Below are 20869 nucleotides of genomic sequence, written 5' to 3' on the forward strand. Positions count from 1 at the left end.
CGAATATAAAAAGAGCGATAGGGCATTTAGCCTTATCGCTCTTTTTGATTTCACTTAGCTAGCGAACAGAAGCTAGATAACAGTAAGATTGCTGATCTTAGCTAGATTTGCGTATTAAACTGCGATTTCACCGCCGTCTTCACGACGAATCACTACGGTAGATGCTCTTGGGCGAACATTGCCTTGAGTCTGTGCAGTCGCATCTTCTGACGATGGCCAGTTTGCTGGGTGTTGAATGTTCACAAACAGTGATTTGAAATCTGGGCTGATGGTAAAGCCTGTTACTTCACAACCGTTTGGACCAACAAAGAAGCGTTTAAGTTGTGCTTGGTTGTCTGCATCAATTACCGCGCTGTTGCCGTTGTCATCCGTTAACTGAGATGGGACCACTGCCAGCATTTGGTCATTGGTGTAGCCCGTTACTTCATCTGCGCCGTTATCAGTCTGAATCCACAAGATGCCACGAGCATCAAACGCTAAGCCGTCAGGGCTGGCGAACTGGTTCATGTCTGTTAGGCCTGAGCGGTTAATAGACTTGTCTTCCACTGCTGGAGAGCCAAATACGAAGATATCCCAATCGAACTCGCCTGCTGTTTTGCCTTCATCCCAACGAATAACATGACCGAACTTGTTGTCTACGCGAGGGTTCGCAGAGTTCGCTTCTTTACGCTTGTTGTTATTCGTTAGCGTTAGGTAAGCCGTACCTGTCATCGGGTCAACAGAGCACCATTCAGGGCGATCCATTGGCGTTGCGCCTACAAGGTCGGCTGCGCCTGCGGTATTAATGATAAGTGCTGCTTGAGAATCAAATGAATCACCTAGCTTACCGCCGTTTGCGGTCTTACTGCTCAGAGTCAGTGGTAGCCAAGTGCCTGAACCATCATCGTTGAACTTAGCCACATACAGTGTGCCTTTGTCCATGTACTTGTCACCCGCACTTAGGCGATTGCTCGGCTCTGCATCACGCGGGTCCCATTTCTCTTCAGAAACGAATTTGTACAGGTATTCAAAGCGCGAATCGTGACCAGAGTAGAATACGATCGGCTCGCCTTCAGTCAACTTACCAAACGTACAGCCTTCGTGACGGAAACAACCCAGTGCAGAACGTTTCTTAGCGCGAGAGTTTGCTGTGTATGGGTCGATTTCAACAATGTAGCCGTGACCGTGTGCTTCGTTACGGTAATCGTCCATCGGTGAATCAGCGCTTGGTGTTACGTCAAAGCGTGCAAATTCGTCTAAGCGTTCTTGTTTGTTACCTGAAAGTGTATCCCAACCGTAACGTGTTTTGTCGGTAGCGATACCAATACGTTCCTGCGCTGGCGTTGTCTCGCCTTTGTTCACGAAATAACCCGGCCAGTTTTCTTCACACGTTAGGTAAGTGCCCCATGGCGTGTAGCCATTACCACAGTTGTTCAACGTGCCACGAGCTTGGCTGCCGTCTTGTGAGAACTTGGTTTTGGTAAATTCACTGTGAGCAACAGGGCCAGACAGGTCCATTACTGTTGCGCCTGTGTAGCGGCGGTTCAGTGGATCGTTATCGACCATCACCCATTGGTTGCCTTCAAGTTTCACTCGAACAACACTCACGCCGTGCGCGTTGATCTCTTTACGTACTTCATCAAGGCTAGGGCGAGCGCCTTCGTTGTATGTTGGGCCGTTGGCGTGCAGCGCTTTTTGGTCGATGTATTCGTGGTTGATCACCAATAAGCCATCATTGCTGTTGCCATTAAGCGGGAAGAAGTGCATGCCATCGTGATGCATGCCTAATGCGTTGGCTTGATCTTGTGCATTGTTGGTGCCGTCTTTTAACCAAGCATTGCCTTGCTTGTTGAGTGGAGTACCCCAAGGAACCAATACCTGTGCTGTATAGCCTTTTGGTACAACGACACTGTCTGTCAATGATCCTTTAACCGATTCGAATGCAAGTGTTGCAGTGCTTTTTTGTGCGCCCGTTGCTTGCATTGTCGCAGCGTTAGCCGTGCTGTGACCCGCTAAACCAAACGCGCCAAATGCGGTCATTGCACTGATGCCTAAACCGCCTTTCAGAACGTTTCTTCTTGAAAGGTTCGCATCTAGAACTTCTTCGAAAGGCTTGTTGTTACTCTTGTTAAAACGAGTGCTATCAAATGTTTCCTTGCTCATCGGGACTGCTTCCTGTTGGCTGACTTTATTATTCGTTATTTATGACTTACCCACTTACTAATGGATTGGTTAATAACTTGGGCTGATGTGTGAGCAATCGTGAAGCAGTTAAGTGACAGATTTTTATAGTTTTGATTAAGGTTTTGTTTCTGTAGCACGATTTTTGCTGCTAAGCCTCTCGTGCAATACAAAACTCTTGGGAATTAACGAAGAACTGTGTATAAATGCTTTATCAAACGAAAAGAGAGACAGTTATGAAATTAGATAAAATCGAAAACAAAAATCGCCGCCTACGCAAGAAGTTATACCTAGGTGAATTCGCTATTCTAGGTTTTGAAGTAAGCTGCACGACTTCGATTGCTGATTTTGACCAATACGATGTGTTCATCGATGAATTTATCGATTTTATCGACAGCATCGGCCTGAGCTTTGGTGGCGGTGGTTTAGAGCTGTTCGAAGGTTTCTTATGTTCTATTGAGCGCTACCGTTCAGTGACAGAAGCAGAGCAACTGCAAGTAGCGCAGTGGCTTGAAGCTCGCGCAGAAGTAAGCAAAGTAGAAGTAAGCGAACTTGTTGACGCAAACTACGCATTCTAAATTGGTGTTGTTCGGCTAGCTCAGTTGGAAGCTAATAGAGCTTTCCTGAGATAAGATTTATACATCAGTGAAAGGCCCAGTCGGTATATCGATTGGGCCTTTTTGCTTTTGGTCTGCGCTATTTTTGAACCATGATCCCTTATGTAACTCTCATTTCTGGAACGAGAATTTCTATTTACATATCAGTCTTTTAGGTCTGTCTTTCTGGATAGTAAGAAGTTTGAATAAACTTGTGAGAGTTTTATGAGAATTCAATGAAGTTGCTGATAGATTTGATCGTCATTCTTAGAGTCAACAACACCACAGTTCGTTCTGGCAAAGGTAACGGTATATCGCTGTTATTCGTTTTGTTGGCAACGATAGGACTCGATAAAGGATGGAATCAAAATGAACAAACGTACTCAAATCAGCTTAGTGATCAGTTCGGCTATGTTGGCCTTCGGAGCGGCTCAGGCTGCAGAGCTTGAGGTGACCGTTACCAACGCAACGAAAGGGATCTACTTTACGCCTATCTTGGCAGCCGCTCATGACTCCAGCTTGTTCATGTTTAGAACGGGTGAGAGTGCTTCTGCGGAATTAGAATCGATGGCCGAAGGTGGCGATATTTCAGGTCTATCGAGTTTGATTGCAAACGCGGGTGGTGTGGTGGTTGAAAACCCAGCTACCGGTATTCTTAATCCGGGCGTCGCAACTACGTTTGATATCGACACTGGTGATTTAGCTTACTTGTCATTGGGTGCAATGCTGCTGCCAACCAACGACGGTTTTGTTGGCTTAGACAGTTGGAAAATCCCAACTCAAGCGGGCACCTACAAAGCGACCCTCAATGGCTATGACGCAGGCACTGAAGCGAATGATGAGTTGGCTGGCAGCATGCCAAACCCGCCATTTATTACCTTTGGTGCTGGTGGTACGGGAGTTGAAACTGCAGTGTCAAACGCTAAGGTTCATATTCATCCGGGTAACATTGGTGATAGTAACGCGGCTGGCGGCATCAGCGACCTCGATAGTAGCAGTCATCGTTGGTTAAATCCTGTGGCTACTATCACCATTGTTGTGAAGTAAGGGGGATGTATGAAAGCTAGAATTCTATTTATCGCTGCATCAGTAGCTGTGTTAGCAGGTTGTCCGGACGATGACGACGATTACTATCGTTACGATGTCAGTGTTGCTAACCTAACGCCCAATCAACCTATGTCGCCCCTCGCGGTATTGACTCACAATACGAATTTTGACCTGTTTGAAGTTGGGCAAAGTGCCTCTGTCGATCTGGAATATTTGGCGGAAGGAGGCAGTAATGCACAATTGCTTGCGCTCAGTGACAGTGACGCCAATGTTTATCAAGGCATCTCAGGCAATGGGCTGATTCTTTCAGGTGAGCAAGACACGGTGTCTATTCGTGTTGACCCAAATCAAGAAGGGTATATTTCAGTTGCTTCCATGTTGGTGAATACCAATGATGCGTTTGTTGGTGAATCCGGTTTGTCGCTTAAGTCATTAGCCGTGGGTGATACCTTTGTGATGAACATGAATGTTTGGGATTCAGGAACGGAATTGAACGACGAGCTTGCTGCAACGATTCCGGGACCTGCGGGCGGTGGTGAGGGTTTTAATACCACACGAGACGACACCGATGTAGTGAGTTTCCACTCTGGTGTAATCAGCCAAGATGACGGCCTTACGACGTCTGCTTTAAGTGCTAACCATCGTTTCCTCAACCCAGGAGCAAGAATCACCATTACTCGAACTGAATAATAGGGTTGAAAGCACGATGAAAGAATTCTTGCTCTGTTCCGGTCAATTGAAAGGTAGGCAGACTCCGAATAGAGCAGGGATCATGAATAGTGCTGCGGTAAATTTGATGGCAAACATATTGTTGGTTGAAGACGATGATGACCTAGCTGAACTGGTGCAGATGCATCTTAAGTTCCAAGGCCATGACGTAATAAGAACTAATGTGATTGAAAAGGCTCAGGCGCTCTATAAAGATGGTCATTTCGATTTAATCGTACTGGATCGTGGCTTGCCTGACGGAGATGGACTCGATTTTTGTCGAATGTTACGTCAGCAAGAAGATTGGACGCCGGTACTCATGCTAACCGCAAGGGATGCTGAGCTAGATAAGGTGTCAGGTTTAGAAGCCGGTGTTGATGACTACATAACGAAACCTTTCAGCGTTCTCGAGTTTCAAGCAAGAGTGAGGAACGTACTTCGCCGTTTAAACCATGTTGAATCAGTCACTCAAGAGGCTATGACAACAGAATCGGTTATGAATTTTGGTGGACTCATTATCCAACCTGAACGCCATCAGGTTTCACTCAATAACCGAGATGTACCGCTTACTGCTACCGAGTTTACCTTACTTCACTTCTTAGCAACCCGCCCGGGACGTGTGTATAGCAAAGACGAGCTGCTCGATCACGTTTGGAATACTCATCACTCTGGCTATCACCATACTGTGTGTAGCACGGTCAACCGTCTAAGAACCAAGCTTGCGATGCCGAATAGTGATGATGATTTCATTAAAACCGTTTGGGGTGTTGGCTATAAGTTTGAGTCAAAAGCTTAGGTCTATGTGTCGCGTCCTAAGTTTACTAAAAAGCCAGTAAGACCTACGAGCCATAGAGGAGAGAACATGAGTTTCAAATCACGTTTAGTGCTGTTCACAAGTTTGTGGTTTTTGTTGGTAAGTGTGGTGATTGCTTACACTTATCATTGGCAAAAAGAGACCATAGAACAAAGAACCAAGCAGAGCTTACATAAAGAGCTCGCGGTTCATATGCGCGATGATAATCCTCTCATGATTGGTACCGACTACAACCCCAAAGCACTCAAATCTATATTCCACACCTTGATGCTGATAGGGCCTGATTTTGATATTTATTTTCTGGATAGTCAGGGCAATATCACAACCAATGCTGCACCGGAAGGTACTGTGTTAGCCAATCAGATAGATCTAGCGCCCATTCAACAGTTCTTAAATGACAAGCCTTATCCTATTTTGGGCGAAGACCCGATCAACCCAGGCTCTCCTAAAGTATTTTCTGTGGCGGCGATTGAAGAGCTAGGGTCGACGGTGGGTTATTTGTATGTGGTGATAGGAAGTAATCGCCATACTGTGATCACCAACTCTCAGGTTGATACACCATACATCGCACTTACAGGGCTTGTGCTGGTTTCTATTTTTGGCTTTGCGATTGGCGCTTATCTGCTAGTGAAACGCAGTCTGTTGAACCCAATTGAAGCGGTAACCAATAAATTGCAGCAACAAGCTGAGCAAGATTTTAGATTGGAACCTAACTTTGTCCATCAAGTACCAGAATTAGTGCCCATTGCACGTTCTTATCAATTGATGGCGAAACACATCCAACAACAGTTTTTGCAGCTTGAGTATCAGTCATCACACCGCAGACAAAGCTTATTACAGCTCAGTCATGATTTGAAAACGCCATTATCGAGTGTTCTTGGCTACCTAGAAACGTGGAAGATTCAAAATCCGAAGTCAGACCCGTTGATTGACGTCGCTTACCGCAATGGCAACAAGTTGTCTGAACAGCTCCATTCACTACTCGATAGCGCCAAAAATGATAATCCTGTGCCTAAGTATCAATACGCTTCAATCGATTTTAATGTGTTGATGAACGAATGCTTAGAAACGATACAAAGCCAGTATCGCCATAAGAATGTTGAGTTGAACGTCAATATACCTATTGGAATCAAGGCTGTGGGTGACGGTGATTTACTTGAGAGGCTGATCTTGAATCTGCTAGATAATGCGTTGAGGCATAGCCCGAGCGGAACAATGGTGTCGTTAGATGTAGGTTTAGAATCGGATTCAAAACGGGTGAAGGTCGTTATCCATAATGAAGTTGAACTAGAGGCCCCTAATGGTTCGTTAGGTATTGGCACCAAAATCGCTCAGTCGATATTGATGTTGCATCATAGTGTTTTAGAAACAACAAAAGCAGAAAACTCATTTCAGCAAAGTTTCTATTTGCCTTCGGTTTAGCCCTGTCTGTCTTCGATTTAGTTCTAATTTCTTTCGATATCGTTCTACTTGCCGCCGTTCTAGGGGATAGGCGAGTTGTTCTTTGAGTAACGAACAACTCGTTGGGCAGCTTTTAAGTTGAGAAGTTTTTTAAGTTGAAGGGACTTTATGCGTCTTTTTTGACTTCGTTGTCTTCATTGCCTTCATTTAGTTCAGCATAGAAGTGCAGCAACTCTGTTAGCTCTTTTACCCAACCAAATGCTTCTGTCGGTGCTTTCGACAAAATCTTCTCGACTTTGTCACAGTGAGTTTCAAGGCTGATCGCTTGCTCAAGGTTGAACGACATTGCATAGAAGTGCCAAAGCAATAGTCGAGTCATGCGCTCGATGTTTTGTTGTGAGTTATCCGACTCACTAAACGCAAGATTCACTTCACTCAGCGCGATTGCTGTCATTCGCAACATCGCATCAAACTTAGCTGATTGCATACGCTCTTCATTGGTCACTTCTTCTTGTTCGAACGTAAATAGTTCCGTCATTGCATCTTCAGGGACAAGGCGATGAATCATTCTTAAACTAAATTCTTCTAGTTCTTCACGAGGCATGTTGTTTAAGCAAGTTAAAGTGTAATCGCGTTGCATGGTGTTCTCTTGGATCTGCAAAAAGGTCAGACAGTTTAATGGAGAAGCGAGTTCAGAAAAAGAAGATTTTAGATAAGCCTACGTTTGTAGGCTTATCTATTTACTACAAGCCCTAAAATTGATGTTTAGGGGAACTGTATTTAGGTTTGAACGCAGTATCAGGCTTTGCTATGGCTTGGCGGTTGATACTGCATAGACTGGTCGTTTCTCATGAAAATGTTGCTCGCGACCAAGCTGCCGATACAAATTGAACCAAGCGCTAACCAAGTCATCGTATCCGGAATCTCGTTAAACAGTGGGATCGCCAACAACGTTGCAACGGCGGGTGTTGCACTGCCAAAAGCGGCTGAACGCTCTGCTCCTAATGTATTGACAGCATAGAGATAAGTGAATGCCGCTATTAGGCCTGCACCGACGCCTTGCACCGCTGAATGTACGGCAAGCTCTGTGACTGGCCATTGAGCAATTGGAGTGCTCATTAAATGGCTAGGGAGGGTTCCTGTAAGGATAAGGACCAGCAACAGCAAAGTGGAACAGAATGAGATAAAACCTGCACTCACGAGCGCATTAAGGTTGGCAACACGTGCTGAGATGGTAAAAGTCGCCCACATCAAGCTCCCGCACAAAAACAACAAGTGACCTTTGGTGTATTCAAAGTTGAAGCTGCTTAAGCTATTTCCTAGAAACAACAATATCCCGAGTAAAACAAGACCTAAACCAACGACACGGTGTCGGCTAAGCGGTTGTTTAAAAAAGAGTACCGCGATTCCTGTTACGAACAGAGGAAGCGTTCCCGGAACCAAAGCACTCCCGTGTGATACCGGAACAAACTGCATGGCTGTCCCTGCAACGAGTAAATAAGGTAACCCGCACCCCACAAACATACCGGCCAAGTATCGATTTGGGACAGCAGCGATCGTGCTGCGTGCTTTCCACATCAAAGGCAATAGCACCAATGCAGGTATGAGGAATCGAGTCAGTGCGATGTCTGCAGGTGTTAAGTCTGAATTTGCGCCGCCTTTAAGAGAAAGGAAAAAGCTCGCCCAGATGAGCAGAGTGACAATAATAGATAGGTAACCAAGCTTCATAATAAACAAGGAAAGTGGATGATGACTCATTATGGGGTACTTGGTGTGCCACAGGTTGGCAAGTTTTGTTCTAACTTAAGTTATTGTTGATGATTTCTGCTAATATTTCCAAAATTATTAACGAATTTAACCAATGGTCGGTATTTGCTATGGATAGGATTGATAGACATCTTCTTGAGTTGCTTCAGAAAGACGGCAGGCTAACCACGGCTGAGTTAGCTGATGAGGTTGGCTTATCGGCTTCACCGTGCGCGAGGCGCATCAAAAGATTGGAAGAAAAAGGGATTATTGATGGCTATCGTGTGAGCCTGTCACGAGAACAGGTCGGTATCGCAATGAGTGTGTTTGTTGAGGTGAGCTTAAACAACCACCAAGAAGTGTCGATCGATAAATTTGAAAGTGCAATTGTCGAAATGGAAGAGGTCATCAGCTGCCACGTTGTATCCGGAGCTTATGACTATCTTTTAGAAGTTGTCAGTCCAAATCTTATGGCTTATGAAGCATTTACAAGAAAGCTACAGCGTCTCTCTAACGTAAAAGATATACATACTCACCTTGCGATTAGGCAAGTGAAAGGCAATGCGCCACTTCCGGTTTATACTGACTAAGCGACAGGTAGGGGAGACGTCTTTGGATGAAATGAGCTGAAAACGAAATGACTTTCGTTGTTAAACTAGGGGGCCGCTGCTCTTAAAGACTATCGTCAAATACCAGATGCGCAGCAATAAAAAACGGAGCGCCTCGTGAAAGGCACTCCGTATATGATAGGTGCAAAACTTAGTGATACTTAAAGTTAGAGATTGAACAATCCCCAGTTTGAGCGTTAATTCTGAATGAAAAAGCATGTGAATGATAATCCACACCGTCATTCCAAATCGTCTCTCCAAATATCTTACATAGCTCTAGCTCACTTACTGAACCGAACTCTTCCATGTGTTTAGCTACAGATAAAAGTTTACCTCTTATCTCCGCAGTCCATTCCGTGTTACTCAAGCAGTTGAAAGCCATAGTTTTTTGCATATTACCTAGCCAAAATGTTTCTTGTTATTAAGTTATATGAATAATCATGATAACAATTTCTTGGCGTTTGTAAATCTATTTTGTGATGAATATCTCACATACTCGCTTGCATTGGTCGGAAATTGAACTTTATTGTTGATAGTTCGCACATTAGTTTTACAACTTATTGATAAAGCTTTAATTAACGAGTTATCTGACTATTTTGGCTTGAGGGAAGCATATTTATCGGAAAAATCCAGTCGATAAAGCGATGAAACCTAGTAATGTTTTCAGTTTGGGCCATCGTTTGTCGGTTGGTTTGTGTGGCGTGCTTCGTCAATCATCGTGGCTTCTTTGCGGTATTTTGAAGACAGCTGACGGAACTTTTCACTGAGCGTATGGAGATCTTGCGAGAGTGATTGTGAGCTTTGTACATGCACCTGCGCACTTTCTGTCTGTCGCGGTAGCTTTGCGTTGGTGCAATGTTTAGCGACGGCTTGCCAAGAATACGTTAGAGATTCCGCCCCATCTAGCTCGGTAGACACAACGTATGCCTGTTTTAAGAGAACCTCAGAGACATCGTAAGCGGTATTCATATGACTATTGAGCTGTACATTAAACCTTTGTTCGTACTTTGCCCAAAGTTCAATGATCTGCTTTTTGGTGAAGTGTTTGGATAACAGCGTTTGTGATTCATAGGTTGAGAGAACTTGGTTGAATTCTTTAGTGTATTGGTTATACCGCCCTTCAAATGAGAGTTGGCGGTCCAACAGTACTTGCCAGTTTTCACGGTCACAATGGTTTGCTAGCGCGACATTAGCACTCAAAGGTACACTCACAATGATAACCTTCACCCAAAAACTCATGACTCTCCTCTACTTACTGCGTTCTCTATAGAGAGTATAGATGAGCAGCAGCATGAGTTGATGTACACTTGAAAGATACCTAAAACGGAAGAGCTGGTGGATTTGATGAAAAAAGCGCTGATCGCTTTACTTGTGTTGTTAATATTGGGCGGAGGAGCGGCGTATTACTTCTTGGTCATGAATAAAGATCCAATTCCACCAGAGAAAATGGAAGAGCCAGCTGCAGAAGTTGCTCAGCAGTCAGATTCTGACCTCGCACCTATCATGGATCTTCAGCCTGAACCAGAACAGACTGAATTTTACGTTTTAGATAGAAAGCTCGAAGTGGTAGAGCAGCCTGAAATTGATGGGTTGATAACAGATTACCTCTATAAAGGTGAAAAGGTCGAAGTGTTAGAGAAACAAGGCGAATGGGCTCGTATCTCAGATTACATCGTTCTAAAAGAAGGCGGGCCACAGACAGCCGAATGGGTTTCGATGTCTGGTCTATCTAATGATGAAGTGATTATTTCCGAGAAAGAAAGCATAGAGATATTGGATTCATATTTGGTTAAATCCGACGATCTTAAGCTCCATAAAGAGACGTTCCGCAATACGGTTGCAGAGCTGATCTCGGATGGCGAATGTGACCCAAGTGATTTCGAGGAGTTAGGTGGTTGGGTGAAATCGGTGAAGTACAGTGACCGAGATGTCTATTTTATTTATTGCGGCGGACTATCGCTTGAAAATAAAATTTATTTAGATGTAAATACAAATGAAATATTTACGAAGTAGAATCCAACGCCCTATTTGTTAATAATGTTTACTTAAGCCCACTCATAGATTGAATGGGCTTTTTTTATCTATTCATAATGTTCAGCTTTCCAATCCAGAACGCTAATTATATTGAGGTTTATATAGAATGATAAGGAACCATTTATTAATGGCTAATTAGAGTTTCGTTATTATTCTCATGATCAATCATTTCAAATTCCCACACTGCATTCTTCTTGAAACAAGCTGAGAGATATAGGTTTGTCTCGTATTAACAAAGACTTACCTGCTTGGTGATAAAAGTGAAATTAAATAAACCTTATTAAAATCAAAGTATTATGTCGCTTTACATCCATGTAACATTTCATTGGTTTTGGGATGGAAGTCTAGTTTTTAATCATAATACGAAAATATTTTTTATTTGTAATAATAATTTTTGATTTTGAGTTGTAGGGTTTAATTAAAGCAAAACGTAAATTTTAATTATCAACTAAGACATTATCTTATTAACATCATTGTTATTTAATTGCTTGTAAGGGATGGAACCATTAATGAAAAAGCTTGCTTTAATTACAGGGTCAAAAGGCGGTATCGGCTCAGCAATTTCCTCTAAATTAGTTGCAGACGGTTATCGTGTTATCGCGACTTATTTTACTGGAAATTACCAATGTGCACTGGATTGGTTTAACGAGAAACAATTCACTGAAGATCAAGTGAGATTGTTTGAATTAGATGTTACCAATACTGCGGAATGCGCGCTGAGCTTAAGCAAGTTGTTAGAAGAAGAAGGCACGGTGGATGTGCTGGTCAATAACGCCGGTATTACACGTGATAGCGTTTTTAAAAAGATGGATGCCGAAGCGTGGAAAGAGGTGATTGAGACTAACCTCAACAGCCTTTTCAACGTGACACAGCCTCTGTTTGCACCTATGTGCGAAAAGGGTAACTGCCGAGTCATCAACATCTCTTCCGTCAATGGCCTAAAAGGTCAGTTTGGACAAACTAACTACTCGGCAGCAAAAGCTGGAATGATTGGTTTCTCAAAAGCCTTGGCAGCAGAGGGGGCTAGAAGCGGCGTGACGGTAAACGTGGTTGCCCCTGGCTACACCGGCACCCCTATGGTTGAGCAAATGAAGCCTGAAGTACTTGATTCAATTAAAAACCAAATTCCAATGAAACGTTTAGCGACACCTGTAGAAATTGCAGACGCAGTGGGCTTTTTAGCAAGTGAATCTGGCGCGTACATTACAGGCGAAACACTGTCTGTTAATGGCGGCTTGTACATGCACTAATCGGCGAAACTGAAGGGAATGGAATAATGGAAAAAGTATTTATTGTTGCGGCTAAGCGTACTCCTATTGGAGCATTCACCGGGTCGCTAAAAAACGTATCTGCGGGCGAGTTGGCTGGCGTTGCGATCAAAGGCGCGTTGGAGTCCGTAGATCTTTCGTTGGATGCGATTGATGAAGTGATCGTTGGTAATGTGATTTCGGCAGGTCAAGGTATGGGGGTTGCACGGCAGGCTTCCATCTATGCAGGGTTACCTGAGGAAACACCTGCATACGGTGTGAACATGATTTGCGGCAGCGGCATGAAGTCGGTGATGGACGCAGCGGCGCACATCAAAGCACAAGACGCTGAAGTCGTTATTGCGGCGGGTGTTGAGGTGATGTCTCAAATCCCTTTTGTTGTGCCACCGAGTATTCGCAACGGGCACAAGATGGGTGACATCTCTATGAAAGACTTGCTGGTTGGAGATGGATTAACAGATGCGTTCAATCATTATCACATGGGCATGACGGCTGAAAACATCGCCAACGCTTTGAATATTTCGCGTCTCGCACAAGATAACTACGCGTTAGAAAGCCAGCAGAAGGCGGTAGCCGCTATCGAAGCGGGCAAATTCAATGAGCAAATCGTGCCTGTAGAAGTTAAGCAGCGCAGACAAACCGTCACTTTTGATACCGATGAGTATCCGAAGTCAGACGCGACATTCGAAGCTCTACAAAAGCTTCGTCCAGCTTTCGACCGAGAAGGAACGGTCACCGCTGGTAATGCGTCAGGCATCAATGATGGCGCAAGTGCCATCATCTTAGCGTCTGAATCTGCGGTCGTGAAATACGGCCTGACACCACTGGTAGAGCTGAGCAGCTACGCGCAGTCTGGTTTAGATCCCAAAATCATGGGGTTAGGCCCAGTAGAAGCGGTATCTAAAGCGTTAGACAAAGCGGACTTAACTTTAGAAGAAGTCGAGTTGTTTGAGTTGAATGAAGCTTTCGCTGCCCAGGCGTTGGGCGTGATGTATCAGTTGTCTGAACAACACGACCTGCCGCTTGAAGCGTTCAAATCTAAAGTTAATGTCAACGGTGGCGCTATCGCACTTGGTCACCCTCTAGGGGCATCAGGTAACCGAATTATTGTTTCACTCATCCACGAGATGATCGAGCAACATACCAATTATGGTGTTGCTTCGCTTTGTGTGGGCGGGGGAATGGGAACCGCTGTTTTGCTTAAAGGTATTGAGGGTTAGAACCTGACATGCCGCAGGCGATCTAAATTGGTTTTTTAAGCTATTTATTTTTTAACTAATTCTTTATTAAGCTATTTCTTCACTAACTATGTATTCACCAGGAGTTACTTATGTACACGGATATTTTCAAAACAATCACAGACCAAACTGAAAAGCAGTTCGAACCGTACTTGAAATTCAATAAGTTGGTTGCAAAGAACGTTCAAACAATGACTGAACTTCAAATGAATGCTTTGCAGACTTATACCGATATGGGTCTTGCACAAATGAAAGCAGTCAGTGAAATCAAAGACGTAAATAGTCTTACCGCTTTTAACGGTCAGCAACTAACGGCACTCACTCAATTGTCTCAACAGATGATGAGTGATAGCTCAAAAATGCAAGCTGCTGCAAAAGAGTTCAAAGAAGATGTTGAAACACTAACAACTGAAAACTTGAAAACAGTTACACCTGCATAAAACTAGTCGCCATCGAGTTAGTACAGGTTGGCCTGTGCGGCTTGGTGGCGATTTTCCGATTATTGGAGTCATGTTATGTTTCAACACTTCTTTTCGGACTACCTTGTTAAGCTTCAACAAACGAACCAGCAATGGTGGGAAAATTTTGAACAAAACAAGGAAGCCGCGCAATCTCCCCTAAATAAAGCGATGCAAGAATTGAATTTTGAGGATGCATCGAAAATTTTTGAGCAAGCCGCAAACCAACCAGCCGTTCTACTTCAGCTGCAATCCCAATGGTGGGAACAGCAACTGCAAATCTGGCAAAACGCAGCACTGATGGGTAACACTGAAAGCGTTATCACTGAAGATCGTGGTGACAAGCGTTTTATCGATGATGCATGGAAGAACGACCCTTTCTATAGCTTCATCAAGCAATCTTATTTGCTGTTTAGTAAAAGCTATATCGATACCATCAACTCGATTGAAGGCATTGACGAGAAAACCAAAGAGCGTGTTGCGTTCTTTTCGCGTCAGGCAATCAATGCAATGTCCCCAAGCAACTTTATCGCGACCAATCCAGAACTGATGAAACTGACTCTTGAGAGAAATGGCGAGAACCTTCTTGATGGGTTAGAGCAGTTGCAAGCGGACGTGGAAGCGAGTGCTGATATTCTTAAGATCCGCATGACCAACAATAACGCTTTCCGATTAGGTGTTGATGTTGCAAATACTGAAGGTGATGTTGTCTTTCAAAACGAGCTGTTTGAGCTGATTCAGTACCACCCAAAGACACCACAAGTTAATGCGACACCATTGTTGATCGTTCCGCCTTTCATCAATAAGTACTACATTCTCGACCTTCGTGAAAAGAACTCGATGGTACGTTGGTTGCTCGAACAAGGGCATAGCGTATTTATGATGTCTTGGCGTAATCCGGGTGAAGCTCAGAAAGATCAAGAATTCGGAGACTATGTCACGGAAGGTGTTGTTAAGGCGGTTACCGCTATTGAAGACATTACCGGTAAAGAGCAAATCAACGCGGCAGGTTATTGCATTGGCGGTACGGTACTCGCTTCTACGGTGGCTTACTATGCAGCTAAGCGTATGAAGAAACGCATAAAAACGGCGAGCTTCTTTACCACGTTACTAGATTTCTCTCAGCCTGGTGAGGTTGGGGCGTACATCAATGAAACGATAATCGAGGCGATTGAGAAACAGAACAACGCGAAAGGCTACATGGATGGTCGCTCGTTGAGCGTGACGTTCAGTTTGCTTCGAGAGAACAGCTTATACTGGAACTACTATATTGATAACTACCTCAAAGGCAGCAGCCCGATGGAGTTTGATCTATTGTACTGGAACAGTGATAGCACTAACGTCGCGGCTAAATGCCATAACTTCTTGCTACGAGAGCTCTACCTTGAAAACAAACTGGTTCAAGACAAAGGCGTGAAAGTCGGCGGTGTTTGGATTGATTTGAATAAGATCAAAATTCCGAGCTACTTTATCTCGGCCAAAGAAGACCATATTGCTTTGTGGCAAGGGACTTACCGTGGTGCATTGAACACGGGTGGCAACAAAACGTTTGTTCTGGGCGAGTCTGGTCATATCGCAGGCATTGTTAACCATCCAGATAAAAAGAAATACGGCTACTGGTTGAACGACAACCTAGACGACTCTGCTGACGAATGGCTAAACAACGCAAGTCACAACGAAGGCTCATGGTGGACACACTGGGATCAATGGTTACAAGGCTTTGAAGCTGACGAGAAAATAGAACCTTTCAATCAAGGTTCCGAGCTTCATCCTGTGATTGGCAAGGCTCCGGGTAACTATGTAAAACAGGTGCTGCCAATCGTTGATAAAGAAGATGTCGATAAAGAGAACGTCGATCCAGAAGCTTCGGAAAACCAAGCTTAACGTTTTGCCTCTTACTTAACAGTAGAAATACCTTAACAGTAGAAGTAAGAAATGCCAGACAATAAAAAAGCCACTGAATTCAGTGGCTTTTTAGTATCAACTCATCCCAAAGATAATTGGCCTAAGTTGAAGCAATTTCGATTTCTAATCGATTTCTTTGTCTTTAGTCATAGATAAAAGCCAAAGAGATACGGCTGCAACACCTGCAAAGCCACCAAGAATGATAACTGGCATAGCGCTGTAACCTAGGATGTGCCAAATTACGCTTTCTAAAGTACTCATTCAATCGCTCCTTATTGCCAGCCTTCAACGCCGTGCATGTCTGGTAGTTTATGTGCGATACCTTTGTGGCAATCTACACACGTTTTTTCACCAGAAGCTAGCGCAGTTGAGTGTTGTTTCGCACTACGAGGGCTCTGCTCTGAGAAGTCCATGTAATCGAACTGGTGACAGTTACGACACTCAAGTGAGTCATTGCCTTTCATGCGTTTCCACTCACGTTCAGCAAGGTGAGCACGACGTGCTTTAAACTTCTCTTCTGTATCGATGGTTTTCGCAATGAAGTGCGCATACAACTCTTTAGATGCCTGAACCTTACGAACAATTTTATCCGTCCACTCGTGAGGTACGTGACAATCTGAACAGATAGCACGAACGCCTGAGCGGTTAGAGTAGTGAATTGTTTCTTGGATTTCAGCAACAATAGGCGCATGACAACCAGAACAGAACTCTTCCGTGTTGGTTGCTTGCATACCTGTGTTAAATGCACCCCAGAATAAAAGACCGCCAGCGAAACCCAAGAAAAGTACAACGCCTACCGCTGCTTTACTTGGTGTCGCGAGTCTTTTCCAAAACGCTTTAAGTAATTTTATCATATATAGCCTCTCTTACCGTCTGGCTACGATTAACGCAGTGAATCTACAGGTTTGAACTCGTTCTCAACTAGTGGTTTAGCATTAGCTTGAGGTACGTGACACTGTAGACAGAAGTAACGACGAGGTGATACGTCTGCAAGTACCGCATCTTCACGGTTCATGTAGTGAGTTACGCTCACTTTAGTAGCACCCATTTCTTTTGCGTTTTTCCAGCTGTGGCAAGAAAGACACTTGTTAGCGTTAAGAGAAACTTCATAGCTACGAATAGTATGAGGCACTAGAGGTGGTTGGTATACGTAGTCACTCTCAAGTACTTGGTCACGAGGGAACTTTTTGAAGTCATCCGCTGCGCGAGTAGCTTCAAGTTCACTTGCACCACGTAGAGATTCTACGCCACCAATGCCGCCTGGGTTATCCAGTTCAGCTTGAGCTTGAACTGCACCAGCTAGCAAAAGACCAGCTGATAGTAGGGCAGTAATCAGTTTTTTCATGGTTAATTTCTCCGCCTAAAGGCTAATTCTTTGAGTGGACTACTTCGTTCAAAAAGTGATGAAAAAAGTAGTCGCAATATTAAATACGTTAGATCTTGTATCTAGGTTCTAAAAGCGATTGGCGCTTAAGAAACCTTAGTGATCTTAACTGGACACTTCTTGTAATCCGTCTGCTTAGACAGAGGATCCGTTGCATCCAAGATCAACTTGTTGATCAGAATTCTTGCATCAAAGAATGGTACGAATACCAAGCCTTGTGGTGGACGGTTACGACCACGAGTTTCAACACGAACGCGTACTTCACCACGTTTGTTTTCGATAAGAACTTCATCACCACGGCGAAGGCCACGAGCTTTAGCGTCAGCAGGGTGGATGTAACAAAGTGCATCCGGTACTGCTTTGTAAAGTTCTGGTACACGACGAGTCATAGTACCTGTGTGCCAGTGCTCAAGAACACGACCTGTACATAGCCACATATCGTATTCATCGTTTGGTACTTCAGGTGGCGCTTCGTATGGAGCATTGATGATCAGTGCTTTACCATCTGGCTTGCCATAGAAATCCCAATCAGAACCTTTCTTAGCGTATGGATCTGAACCTTCTTTAAAGCGCCAAAGTGTTTCTTTACCGTCAACAACAGGCCAACGTAGACCACGAACTTGATGGTAGCGATCGTATGGTGCTAAATCGTGACCGTGGCCGCGACCAAAGGCTGCGTACTCTTCGAATAGACCTTTTTGAACGTAGAAGCCTTGAGCTTGTGCATCGTCGTTAAGCTCTTGAGCTTCAGACAGTGGGAATGCATCAACGTTGCCGTTTTTGTAAAGTACGTCGTACATGGTTTTGCCACGGTACTCAGGCATTTTCGCAACCAGTTCTTCGCCCCAAACTTCTTCAATAGTGAAGCGCTTAGAGAACTCCATGATTTGCCATAGGTCAGACTTAGCTTCACCTACCGTTTTCACTTGTTGGTACCATGCTTGTGTACGACGCTCTGCGTTACCGTAAGCACCTTCTTTCTCAATCCACATTGCTGTTGGAAGGATAAGGTCAGCCGCTTGAGCTGTTGCTGTTGGGTATGGGTCAGAACATACAATGAAGTTATCTGGGTTACGGTAACCTGGTAGACGTTCAGTGTTGATGTTTGGACCAGCTTGCATGTTGTTGTTACACATTACCCAGTACGCATTGATCTTGCCGTCTTTAAGCATACGGTCTTGAACAACAGCGTGAGCACCCGGTTTAGCAGGGATAGTGCCTTCTGGAAGTTTCCAGATGTCTTCTGCAATCTTACGGTGTTTAGGGTTAGCAACCACCATATCTGCCGGTAGACGGTGAGAGAACGTACCAACTTCACGAGCTGTACCACACGCAGATGGTTGGCCAGTTAGTGAGAATGGGCTGTTACCTGGAGTAGAAATCTTACCTGTTAGAAGGTGGATGTTGTACACAAGGCTGTTCATCCATACACCACGAGTATGTTGGTTCATACCCATAGTCCAAAGTGACATTACTTTGATGTTTGGATCCGCGTATTGCTTAGCCAGCTTGATAAGGTCATCTTGAGATACACCTGACATTTCAGACGCTTTCTCAACGGTGTATTCAGCAACAGAAGCTTTGTAGTTCTCGAAGCTGATATCAGTCATTTTGCCTGAGTTAGGGTTCGCAGCGGCTTGCTGTAGTGGATCGTCGTCACGAAGGCCGTAACCGATGTCTGTCGTTGCTTGTTTGAAGTTCGTGTGTTTGTTCACGAAATCCCAGTTAACCGCATCGTTTTGAATGATGTAGTTAGCAATGAAGTTAGCAATCGCTAGATCTGATTGAGGTTCGAAGATGTAACCCGTGTCTGCAAGCTCAAAAGAACGGTGGTAGTAAGTAGACAATACGTTTACTTTAACGTGTGGGTGGCTTAGACGACGGTCTGTAATACGAGTCCATAGTACTGGGTGCATTTCTGCCATGTTTGAACCCCACAGAACGAATGCGTCTGCGTGTTCAAAATCATCGTAACAGCCCATTGGCTCATCGATACCGAAGGTACGCATGAATGCGCCTACCGCAGAAGCCATACAGTGACGAGCGTTTGGATCGATGTTGTTTGAACGGAAGCCGGCTTTCATCAGCTTAACTGCTGCGTAGCCTTCCATTACAGTCCACTGGCCTGAACCGAACATACCAACACCTGTTGGACCGTTCTTTTTCAGAGCCGCTTTCCATTTCTCAGCCATTACGTCGAAAGCTTGGTCCCAAGATACTGGTGTAAAATCACCATCTTTGTGGAACTCGCCGTCTTTCATACGAAGAAGAGGCTGTTCAAGACGGTCTTTACCGTACATGATTTTTGAAAGGAAGTAGCCTTTAATACAGTTAAGGCCTTTGTTTACAGGTGCTTCTGGGTCGCCTTGAGTCGCAACCACTTTACCGTTTTGAGTACCAACTAGTACCGAACAGCCCGTACCACAAAAACGACAAGGCGCTTTATCCCACGTGATTTTTGTTTGATCAGAGCTAGCAATCAGGTTGGTTGCTGTTGCTGGCAGAGTTACACCTGCAACGGCTGCCGCTGATGCAGCTGCGTTTGCTTTCACAAACGCGCGTCTTGTCATTTTCATACTTCACCCTCAAGTTGAGAATTGTTGCGTCCAGTTTCTAAATCCGTTTCGTCGAGCTCAGTTTCGATTTGGTGATAAACCAAAGCTGTGCCTAAAACGTTCGTAATATTATTAATTTCTTCGATGGTGTCCGTTACAAAACCTTGGTTTTCGGTTTCTAGGACTACTATGATTTTGCCTTCAGGGCTGCTGCCGTAAATCTCTGCGTTATCGAATTTCTCGATTTGTGCTTTGATCTCGTCTAGATGCTCTGGGCTCACATGCACGACTAAACTTGATATATGCACTTCATTTAGTGCCATAAATTGCTCTCGTTATTTTTGTTTTATGCATTACTCACAAGAATAGCTGAAGTAGGGCAAACTGCTACGCAGGCTCCACAACCGTTACACTCATCTAACTCGATTTTTGGTAGAGCAACACTGCCTGCTCTAAGTTGAAATTGAATGGCCATAGGTTCACACATGTCACCACAGCTTCGGCATTCAACATTTTGTTGCGCTAAGCATTTATCAGAGATACTTGCTTTTGCTTGCCAAGGAGTTTCTTCCTTGGGTTTAAAAATTGGTTCAGGACAAACGTCAGCACATTGATAACAAAAAGTGCATTCGTCTTTTGAATAGTCGACAGTAGGAAAACCACCATCGCCTACAATGATTATCTTAGTCTCACAATTTTCGATACATTTACCGCAACGAGTGCAGTCATCTGTAAAGCTTTCTAGGCTGTTAATCCAAGGCAATCGAATCTGGCTTGAATCTACTTTTCGCCTAGAAAATAGGCGTCGTCTCGATAGGTCTACCACTAAATGCCTACTAATGTTGCTAAGATGTTGTAATTGTAGATCATTGTTTTGTTAATATCTTGTCATTTATCCTCACAAGTAGTGTAGTTTTAGAAATATTTGTATAAATACCCCTTAAGGG

At 44.2% G+C, this 20869-nt stretch carries 22 protein-coding genes; 11 read left to right on the plus strand and 11 right to left on the minus strand.

The window, feature by feature from the left end:
• Positions 1-114: 114 nt before the first annotated feature.
• Positions 115-2142 carry a PhoX family protein gene (locus AACU28_RS04155; RefSeq protein WP_121602416.1) on the minus strand — a complete coding sequence of 676 codons (2028 nt, stop codon included), beginning with the start codon at positions 2140-2142 and terminating at the stop codon, positions 115-117.
• 254 nt (positions 2143-2396) lie between these two features.
• Here AACU28_RS04155 and AACU28_RS04160 point away from each other — a divergent pair, with 254 nt between their 5' ends.
• The 5 genes from AACU28_RS04160 (at position 2397) to AACU28_RS04180 (ending at position 6747) form a co-directional block, all read left to right on the plus strand.
• Complete coding sequence (locus AACU28_RS04160; RefSeq protein ID WP_121602417.1) at positions 2397-2738, plus strand: YggL 50S ribosome-binding family protein; 342 nt, start codon at positions 2397-2399, stop codon at positions 2736-2738.
• 387 nt (positions 2739-3125) lie between these two features.
• Complete coding sequence (locus AACU28_RS04165) at positions 3126-3803, plus strand: spondin domain-containing protein (protein WP_121602419.1); 678 nt, start codon at positions 3126-3128, stop codon at positions 3801-3803.
• Between the two features lie 9 nt (positions 3804-3812).
• On the plus strand, positions 3813-4493 hold the full coding sequence (locus AACU28_RS04170; RefSeq protein WP_102444190.1) for a spondin domain-containing protein: 681 nt from the start codon (positions 3813-3815) through the stop codon (positions 4491-4493).
• A gap of 82 nt (positions 4494-4575) precedes the next feature.
• Entirely contained in the window at positions 4576-5307 is a 732-nt protein-coding gene (locus AACU28_RS04175; RefSeq protein ID WP_017082090.1) for a response regulator transcription factor, read from the plus strand.
• A 66-nt stretch (positions 5308-5373) separates the two neighbouring features.
• A complete protein-coding gene (locus AACU28_RS04180; RefSeq protein ID WP_121602420.1) occupies positions 5374-6747 on the plus strand; it encodes a sensor histidine kinase in 1374 nt (457 codons plus the stop codon).
• A 145-nt stretch (positions 6748-6892) separates the two neighbouring features.
• Here AACU28_RS04180 and AACU28_RS04185 read toward each other — a convergent pair whose 3' ends face one another.
• Both AACU28_RS04185 and AACU28_RS04190 read right to left on the minus strand, forming a co-directional pair.
• Positions 6893-7366: a hypothetical protein gene (locus tag AACU28_RS04185; protein ID WP_029406221.1), complete on the minus strand. Its 474-nt coding sequence runs from the start codon at positions 7364-7366 to the stop codon at positions 6893-6895.
• Between the two features lie 158 nt (positions 7367-7524).
• Positions 7525-8454, minus strand: a complete 930-nt coding sequence (locus tag AACU28_RS04190) for a DMT family transporter (protein ID WP_065605168.1) — start codon at positions 8452-8454, stop codon at positions 7525-7527.
• 149 nt (positions 8455-8603) lie between these two features.
• Here AACU28_RS04190 and AACU28_RS04195 point away from each other — a divergent pair, with 149 nt between their 5' ends.
• A complete protein-coding gene (locus AACU28_RS04195; RefSeq protein WP_017078313.1) occupies positions 8604-9062 on the plus strand; it encodes an Lrp/AsnC family transcriptional regulator in 459 nt (152 codons plus the stop codon).
• Between the two features lie 169 nt (positions 9063-9231).
• Here the strand turns inward: AACU28_RS04195 and AACU28_RS04200 are convergent, their stop codons facing one another.
• On the minus strand, positions 9232-9474 hold the full coding sequence (locus AACU28_RS04200) for a hypothetical protein (protein WP_017062621.1): 243 nt from the start codon (positions 9472-9474) through the stop codon (positions 9232-9234).
• A 269-nt stretch (positions 9475-9743) separates the two neighbouring features.
• A complete protein-coding gene (locus AACU28_RS04205; protein WP_121602421.1) occupies positions 9744-10319 on the minus strand; it encodes a hypothetical protein in 576 nt (191 codons plus the stop codon).
• 96 nt (positions 10320-10415) lie between these two features.
• Here AACU28_RS04205 and AACU28_RS04210 point away from each other — a divergent pair, with 96 nt between their 5' ends.
• From AACU28_RS04210 to phaC, 5 genes are all read left to right on the plus strand, one after another.
• Positions 10416-11093 (plus strand): SH3 domain-containing protein, encoded by a 678-nt coding sequence (locus AACU28_RS04210; protein WP_065682765.1) that lies wholly within the window; start codon positions 10416-10418, stop codon positions 11091-11093.
• 530 nt (positions 11094-11623) lie between these two features.
• Positions 11624-12364 carry an SDR family oxidoreductase gene (locus AACU28_RS04215; protein WP_004731355.1) on the plus strand — a complete coding sequence of 247 codons (741 nt, stop codon included), beginning with the start codon at positions 11624-11626 and terminating at the stop codon, positions 12362-12364.
• A 26-nt stretch (positions 12365-12390) separates the two neighbouring features.
• On the plus strand, positions 12391-13602 hold the full coding sequence (locus AACU28_RS04220; RefSeq protein ID WP_121602422.1) for an acetyl-CoA C-acetyltransferase: 1212 nt from the start codon (positions 12391-12393) through the stop codon (positions 13600-13602).
• A gap of 110 nt (positions 13603-13712) precedes the next feature.
• Positions 13713-14060 (plus strand): phasin family protein, encoded by a 348-nt coding sequence (locus tag AACU28_RS04225; RefSeq protein ID WP_004731353.1) that lies wholly within the window; start codon positions 13713-13715, stop codon positions 14058-14060.
• A 75-nt stretch (positions 14061-14135) separates the two neighbouring features.
• Positions 14136-15962, plus strand: a complete 1827-nt coding sequence (gene phaC / locus AACU28_RS04230) for a class I poly(R)-hydroxyalkanoic acid synthase (RefSeq protein ID WP_121602423.1) — start codon at positions 14136-14138, stop codon at positions 15960-15962.
• 144 nt (positions 15963-16106) lie between these two features.
• Here the strand turns inward: phaC and AACU28_RS04235 are convergent, their stop codons facing one another.
• From AACU28_RS04235 to napF, 6 genes are all read right to left on the minus strand, one after another.
• On the minus strand, positions 16107-16244 hold the full coding sequence (locus AACU28_RS04235; RefSeq protein ID WP_004731329.1) for a TIGR02808 family protein: 138 nt from the start codon (positions 16242-16244) through the stop codon (positions 16107-16109).
• Between the two features lie 11 nt (positions 16245-16255).
• On the minus strand, positions 16256-16837 hold the full coding sequence (locus AACU28_RS04240) for a NapC/NirT family cytochrome c (RefSeq protein WP_017105877.1): 582 nt from the start codon (positions 16835-16837) through the stop codon (positions 16256-16258).
• 29 nt (positions 16838-16866) lie between these two features.
• Positions 16867-17328 (minus strand): nitrate reductase cytochrome c-type subunit, encoded by a 462-nt coding sequence (locus AACU28_RS04245; protein WP_004731324.1) that lies wholly within the window; start codon positions 17326-17328, stop codon positions 16867-16869.
• Positions 17329-17453: 125 nt separating this feature from the next.
• Entirely contained in the window at positions 17454-19943 is a 2490-nt protein-coding gene (napA, locus tag AACU28_RS04250) for a periplasmic nitrate reductase subunit alpha (RefSeq protein WP_108166383.1), read from the minus strand.
• Complete coding sequence (locus tag AACU28_RS04255) at positions 19940-20245, minus strand: chaperone NapD (protein WP_121602424.1); 306 nt, start codon at positions 20243-20245, stop codon at positions 19940-19942. The genes napA and AACU28_RS04255 overlap by 4 nt, the downstream gene beginning before the upstream one ends.
• Before the next feature lie 23 nt (positions 20246-20268).
• On the minus strand, positions 20269-20748 hold the full coding sequence (napF, locus tag AACU28_RS04260) for a ferredoxin-type protein NapF (protein WP_017078318.1): 480 nt from the start codon (positions 20746-20748) through the stop codon (positions 20269-20271).
• Positions 20749-20869: the final 121 nt, after the last annotated feature.

The sequence above is a fragment of the Vibrio sp. SBT000027 genome (assembly GCF_963894355.1).
In the GTDB taxonomy this organism is placed as follows: Bacteria; Pseudomonadota; Gammaproteobacteria; order Enterobacterales; family Vibrionaceae; genus Vibrio; species Vibrio splendidus.

Excerpts from the sequence above, each read along its gene's own strand:
- AACU28_RS04155 (WP_121602416.1), bottom strand. The coding sequence starts at position 2,142 with ATGAGCAAGGAAACATTTGATAGCACTCGTTTTAACAAGAGTAACAAC.
- AACU28_RS04160 (WP_121602417.1), top strand. The coding sequence starts at position 2,397 with ATGAAATTAGATAAAATCGAAAACAAAAATCGCCGCCTACGCAAGAAG.
- AACU28_RS04165 (WP_121602419.1), top strand. The coding sequence starts at position 3,126 with ATGAACAAACGTACTCAAATCAGCTTAGTGATCAGTTCGGCTATGTTG.
- AACU28_RS04170 (WP_102444190.1), top strand. The coding sequence starts at position 3,813 with ATGAAAGCTAGAATTCTATTTATCGCTGCATCAGTAGCTGTGTTAGCA.
- AACU28_RS04175 (WP_017082090.1), top strand. The coding sequence starts at position 4,576 with ATGAATAGTGCTGCGGTAAATTTGATGGCAAACATATTGTTGGTTGAA.
- AACU28_RS04180 (WP_121602420.1), top strand. The coding sequence starts at position 5,374 with ATGAGTTTCAAATCACGTTTAGTGCTGTTCACAAGTTTGTGGTTTTTG.
- AACU28_RS04185 (WP_029406221.1), bottom strand. The coding sequence starts at position 7,366 with ATGCAACGCGATTACACTTTAACTTGCTTAAACAACATGCCTCGTGAA.
- AACU28_RS04190 (WP_065605168.1), bottom strand. The coding sequence starts at position 8,454 with ATGAAGCTTGGTTACCTATCTATTATTGTCACTCTGCTCATCTGGGCG.
- AACU28_RS04195 (WP_017078313.1), top strand. The coding sequence starts at position 8,604 with ATGGATAGGATTGATAGACATCTTCTTGAGTTGCTTCAGAAAGACGGC.
- AACU28_RS04200 (WP_017062621.1), bottom strand. The coding sequence starts at position 9,474 with ATGCAAAAAACTATGGCTTTCAACTGCTTGAGTAACACGGAATGGACT.
- AACU28_RS04205 (WP_121602421.1), bottom strand. The coding sequence starts at position 10,319 with ATGAGTTTTTGGGTGAAGGTTATCATTGTGAGTGTACCTTTGAGTGCT.
- AACU28_RS04215 (WP_004731355.1), top strand. The coding sequence starts at position 11,624 with ATGAAAAAGCTTGCTTTAATTACAGGGTCAAAAGGCGGTATCGGCTCA.
- AACU28_RS04220 (WP_121602422.1), top strand. The coding sequence starts at position 12,391 with ATGGAAAAAGTATTTATTGTTGCGGCTAAGCGTACTCCTATTGGAGCA.
- AACU28_RS04225 (WP_004731353.1), top strand. The coding sequence starts at position 13,713 with ATGTACACGGATATTTTCAAAACAATCACAGACCAAACTGAAAAGCAG.
- phaC (WP_121602423.1), top strand. The coding sequence starts at position 14,136 with ATGTTTCAACACTTCTTTTCGGACTACCTTGTTAAGCTTCAACAAACG.
- AACU28_RS04235 (WP_004731329.1), bottom strand. The coding sequence starts at position 16,244 with ATGAGTACTTTAGAAAGCGTAATTTGGCACATCCTAGGTTACAGCGCT.
- AACU28_RS04240 (WP_017105877.1), bottom strand. The coding sequence starts at position 16,837 with ATGATAAAATTACTTAAAGCGTTTTGGAAAAGACTCGCGACACCAAGT.
- AACU28_RS04245 (WP_004731324.1), bottom strand. The coding sequence starts at position 17,328 with ATGAAAAAACTGATTACTGCCCTACTATCAGCTGGTCTTTTGCTAGCT.
- napA (WP_108166383.1), bottom strand. The coding sequence starts at position 19,943 with ATGAAAATGACAAGACGCGCGTTTGTGAAAGCAAACGCAGCTGCATCA.
- AACU28_RS04255 (WP_121602424.1), bottom strand. The coding sequence starts at position 20,245 with ATGGCACTAAATGAAGTGCATATATCAAGTTTAGTCGTGCATGTGAGC.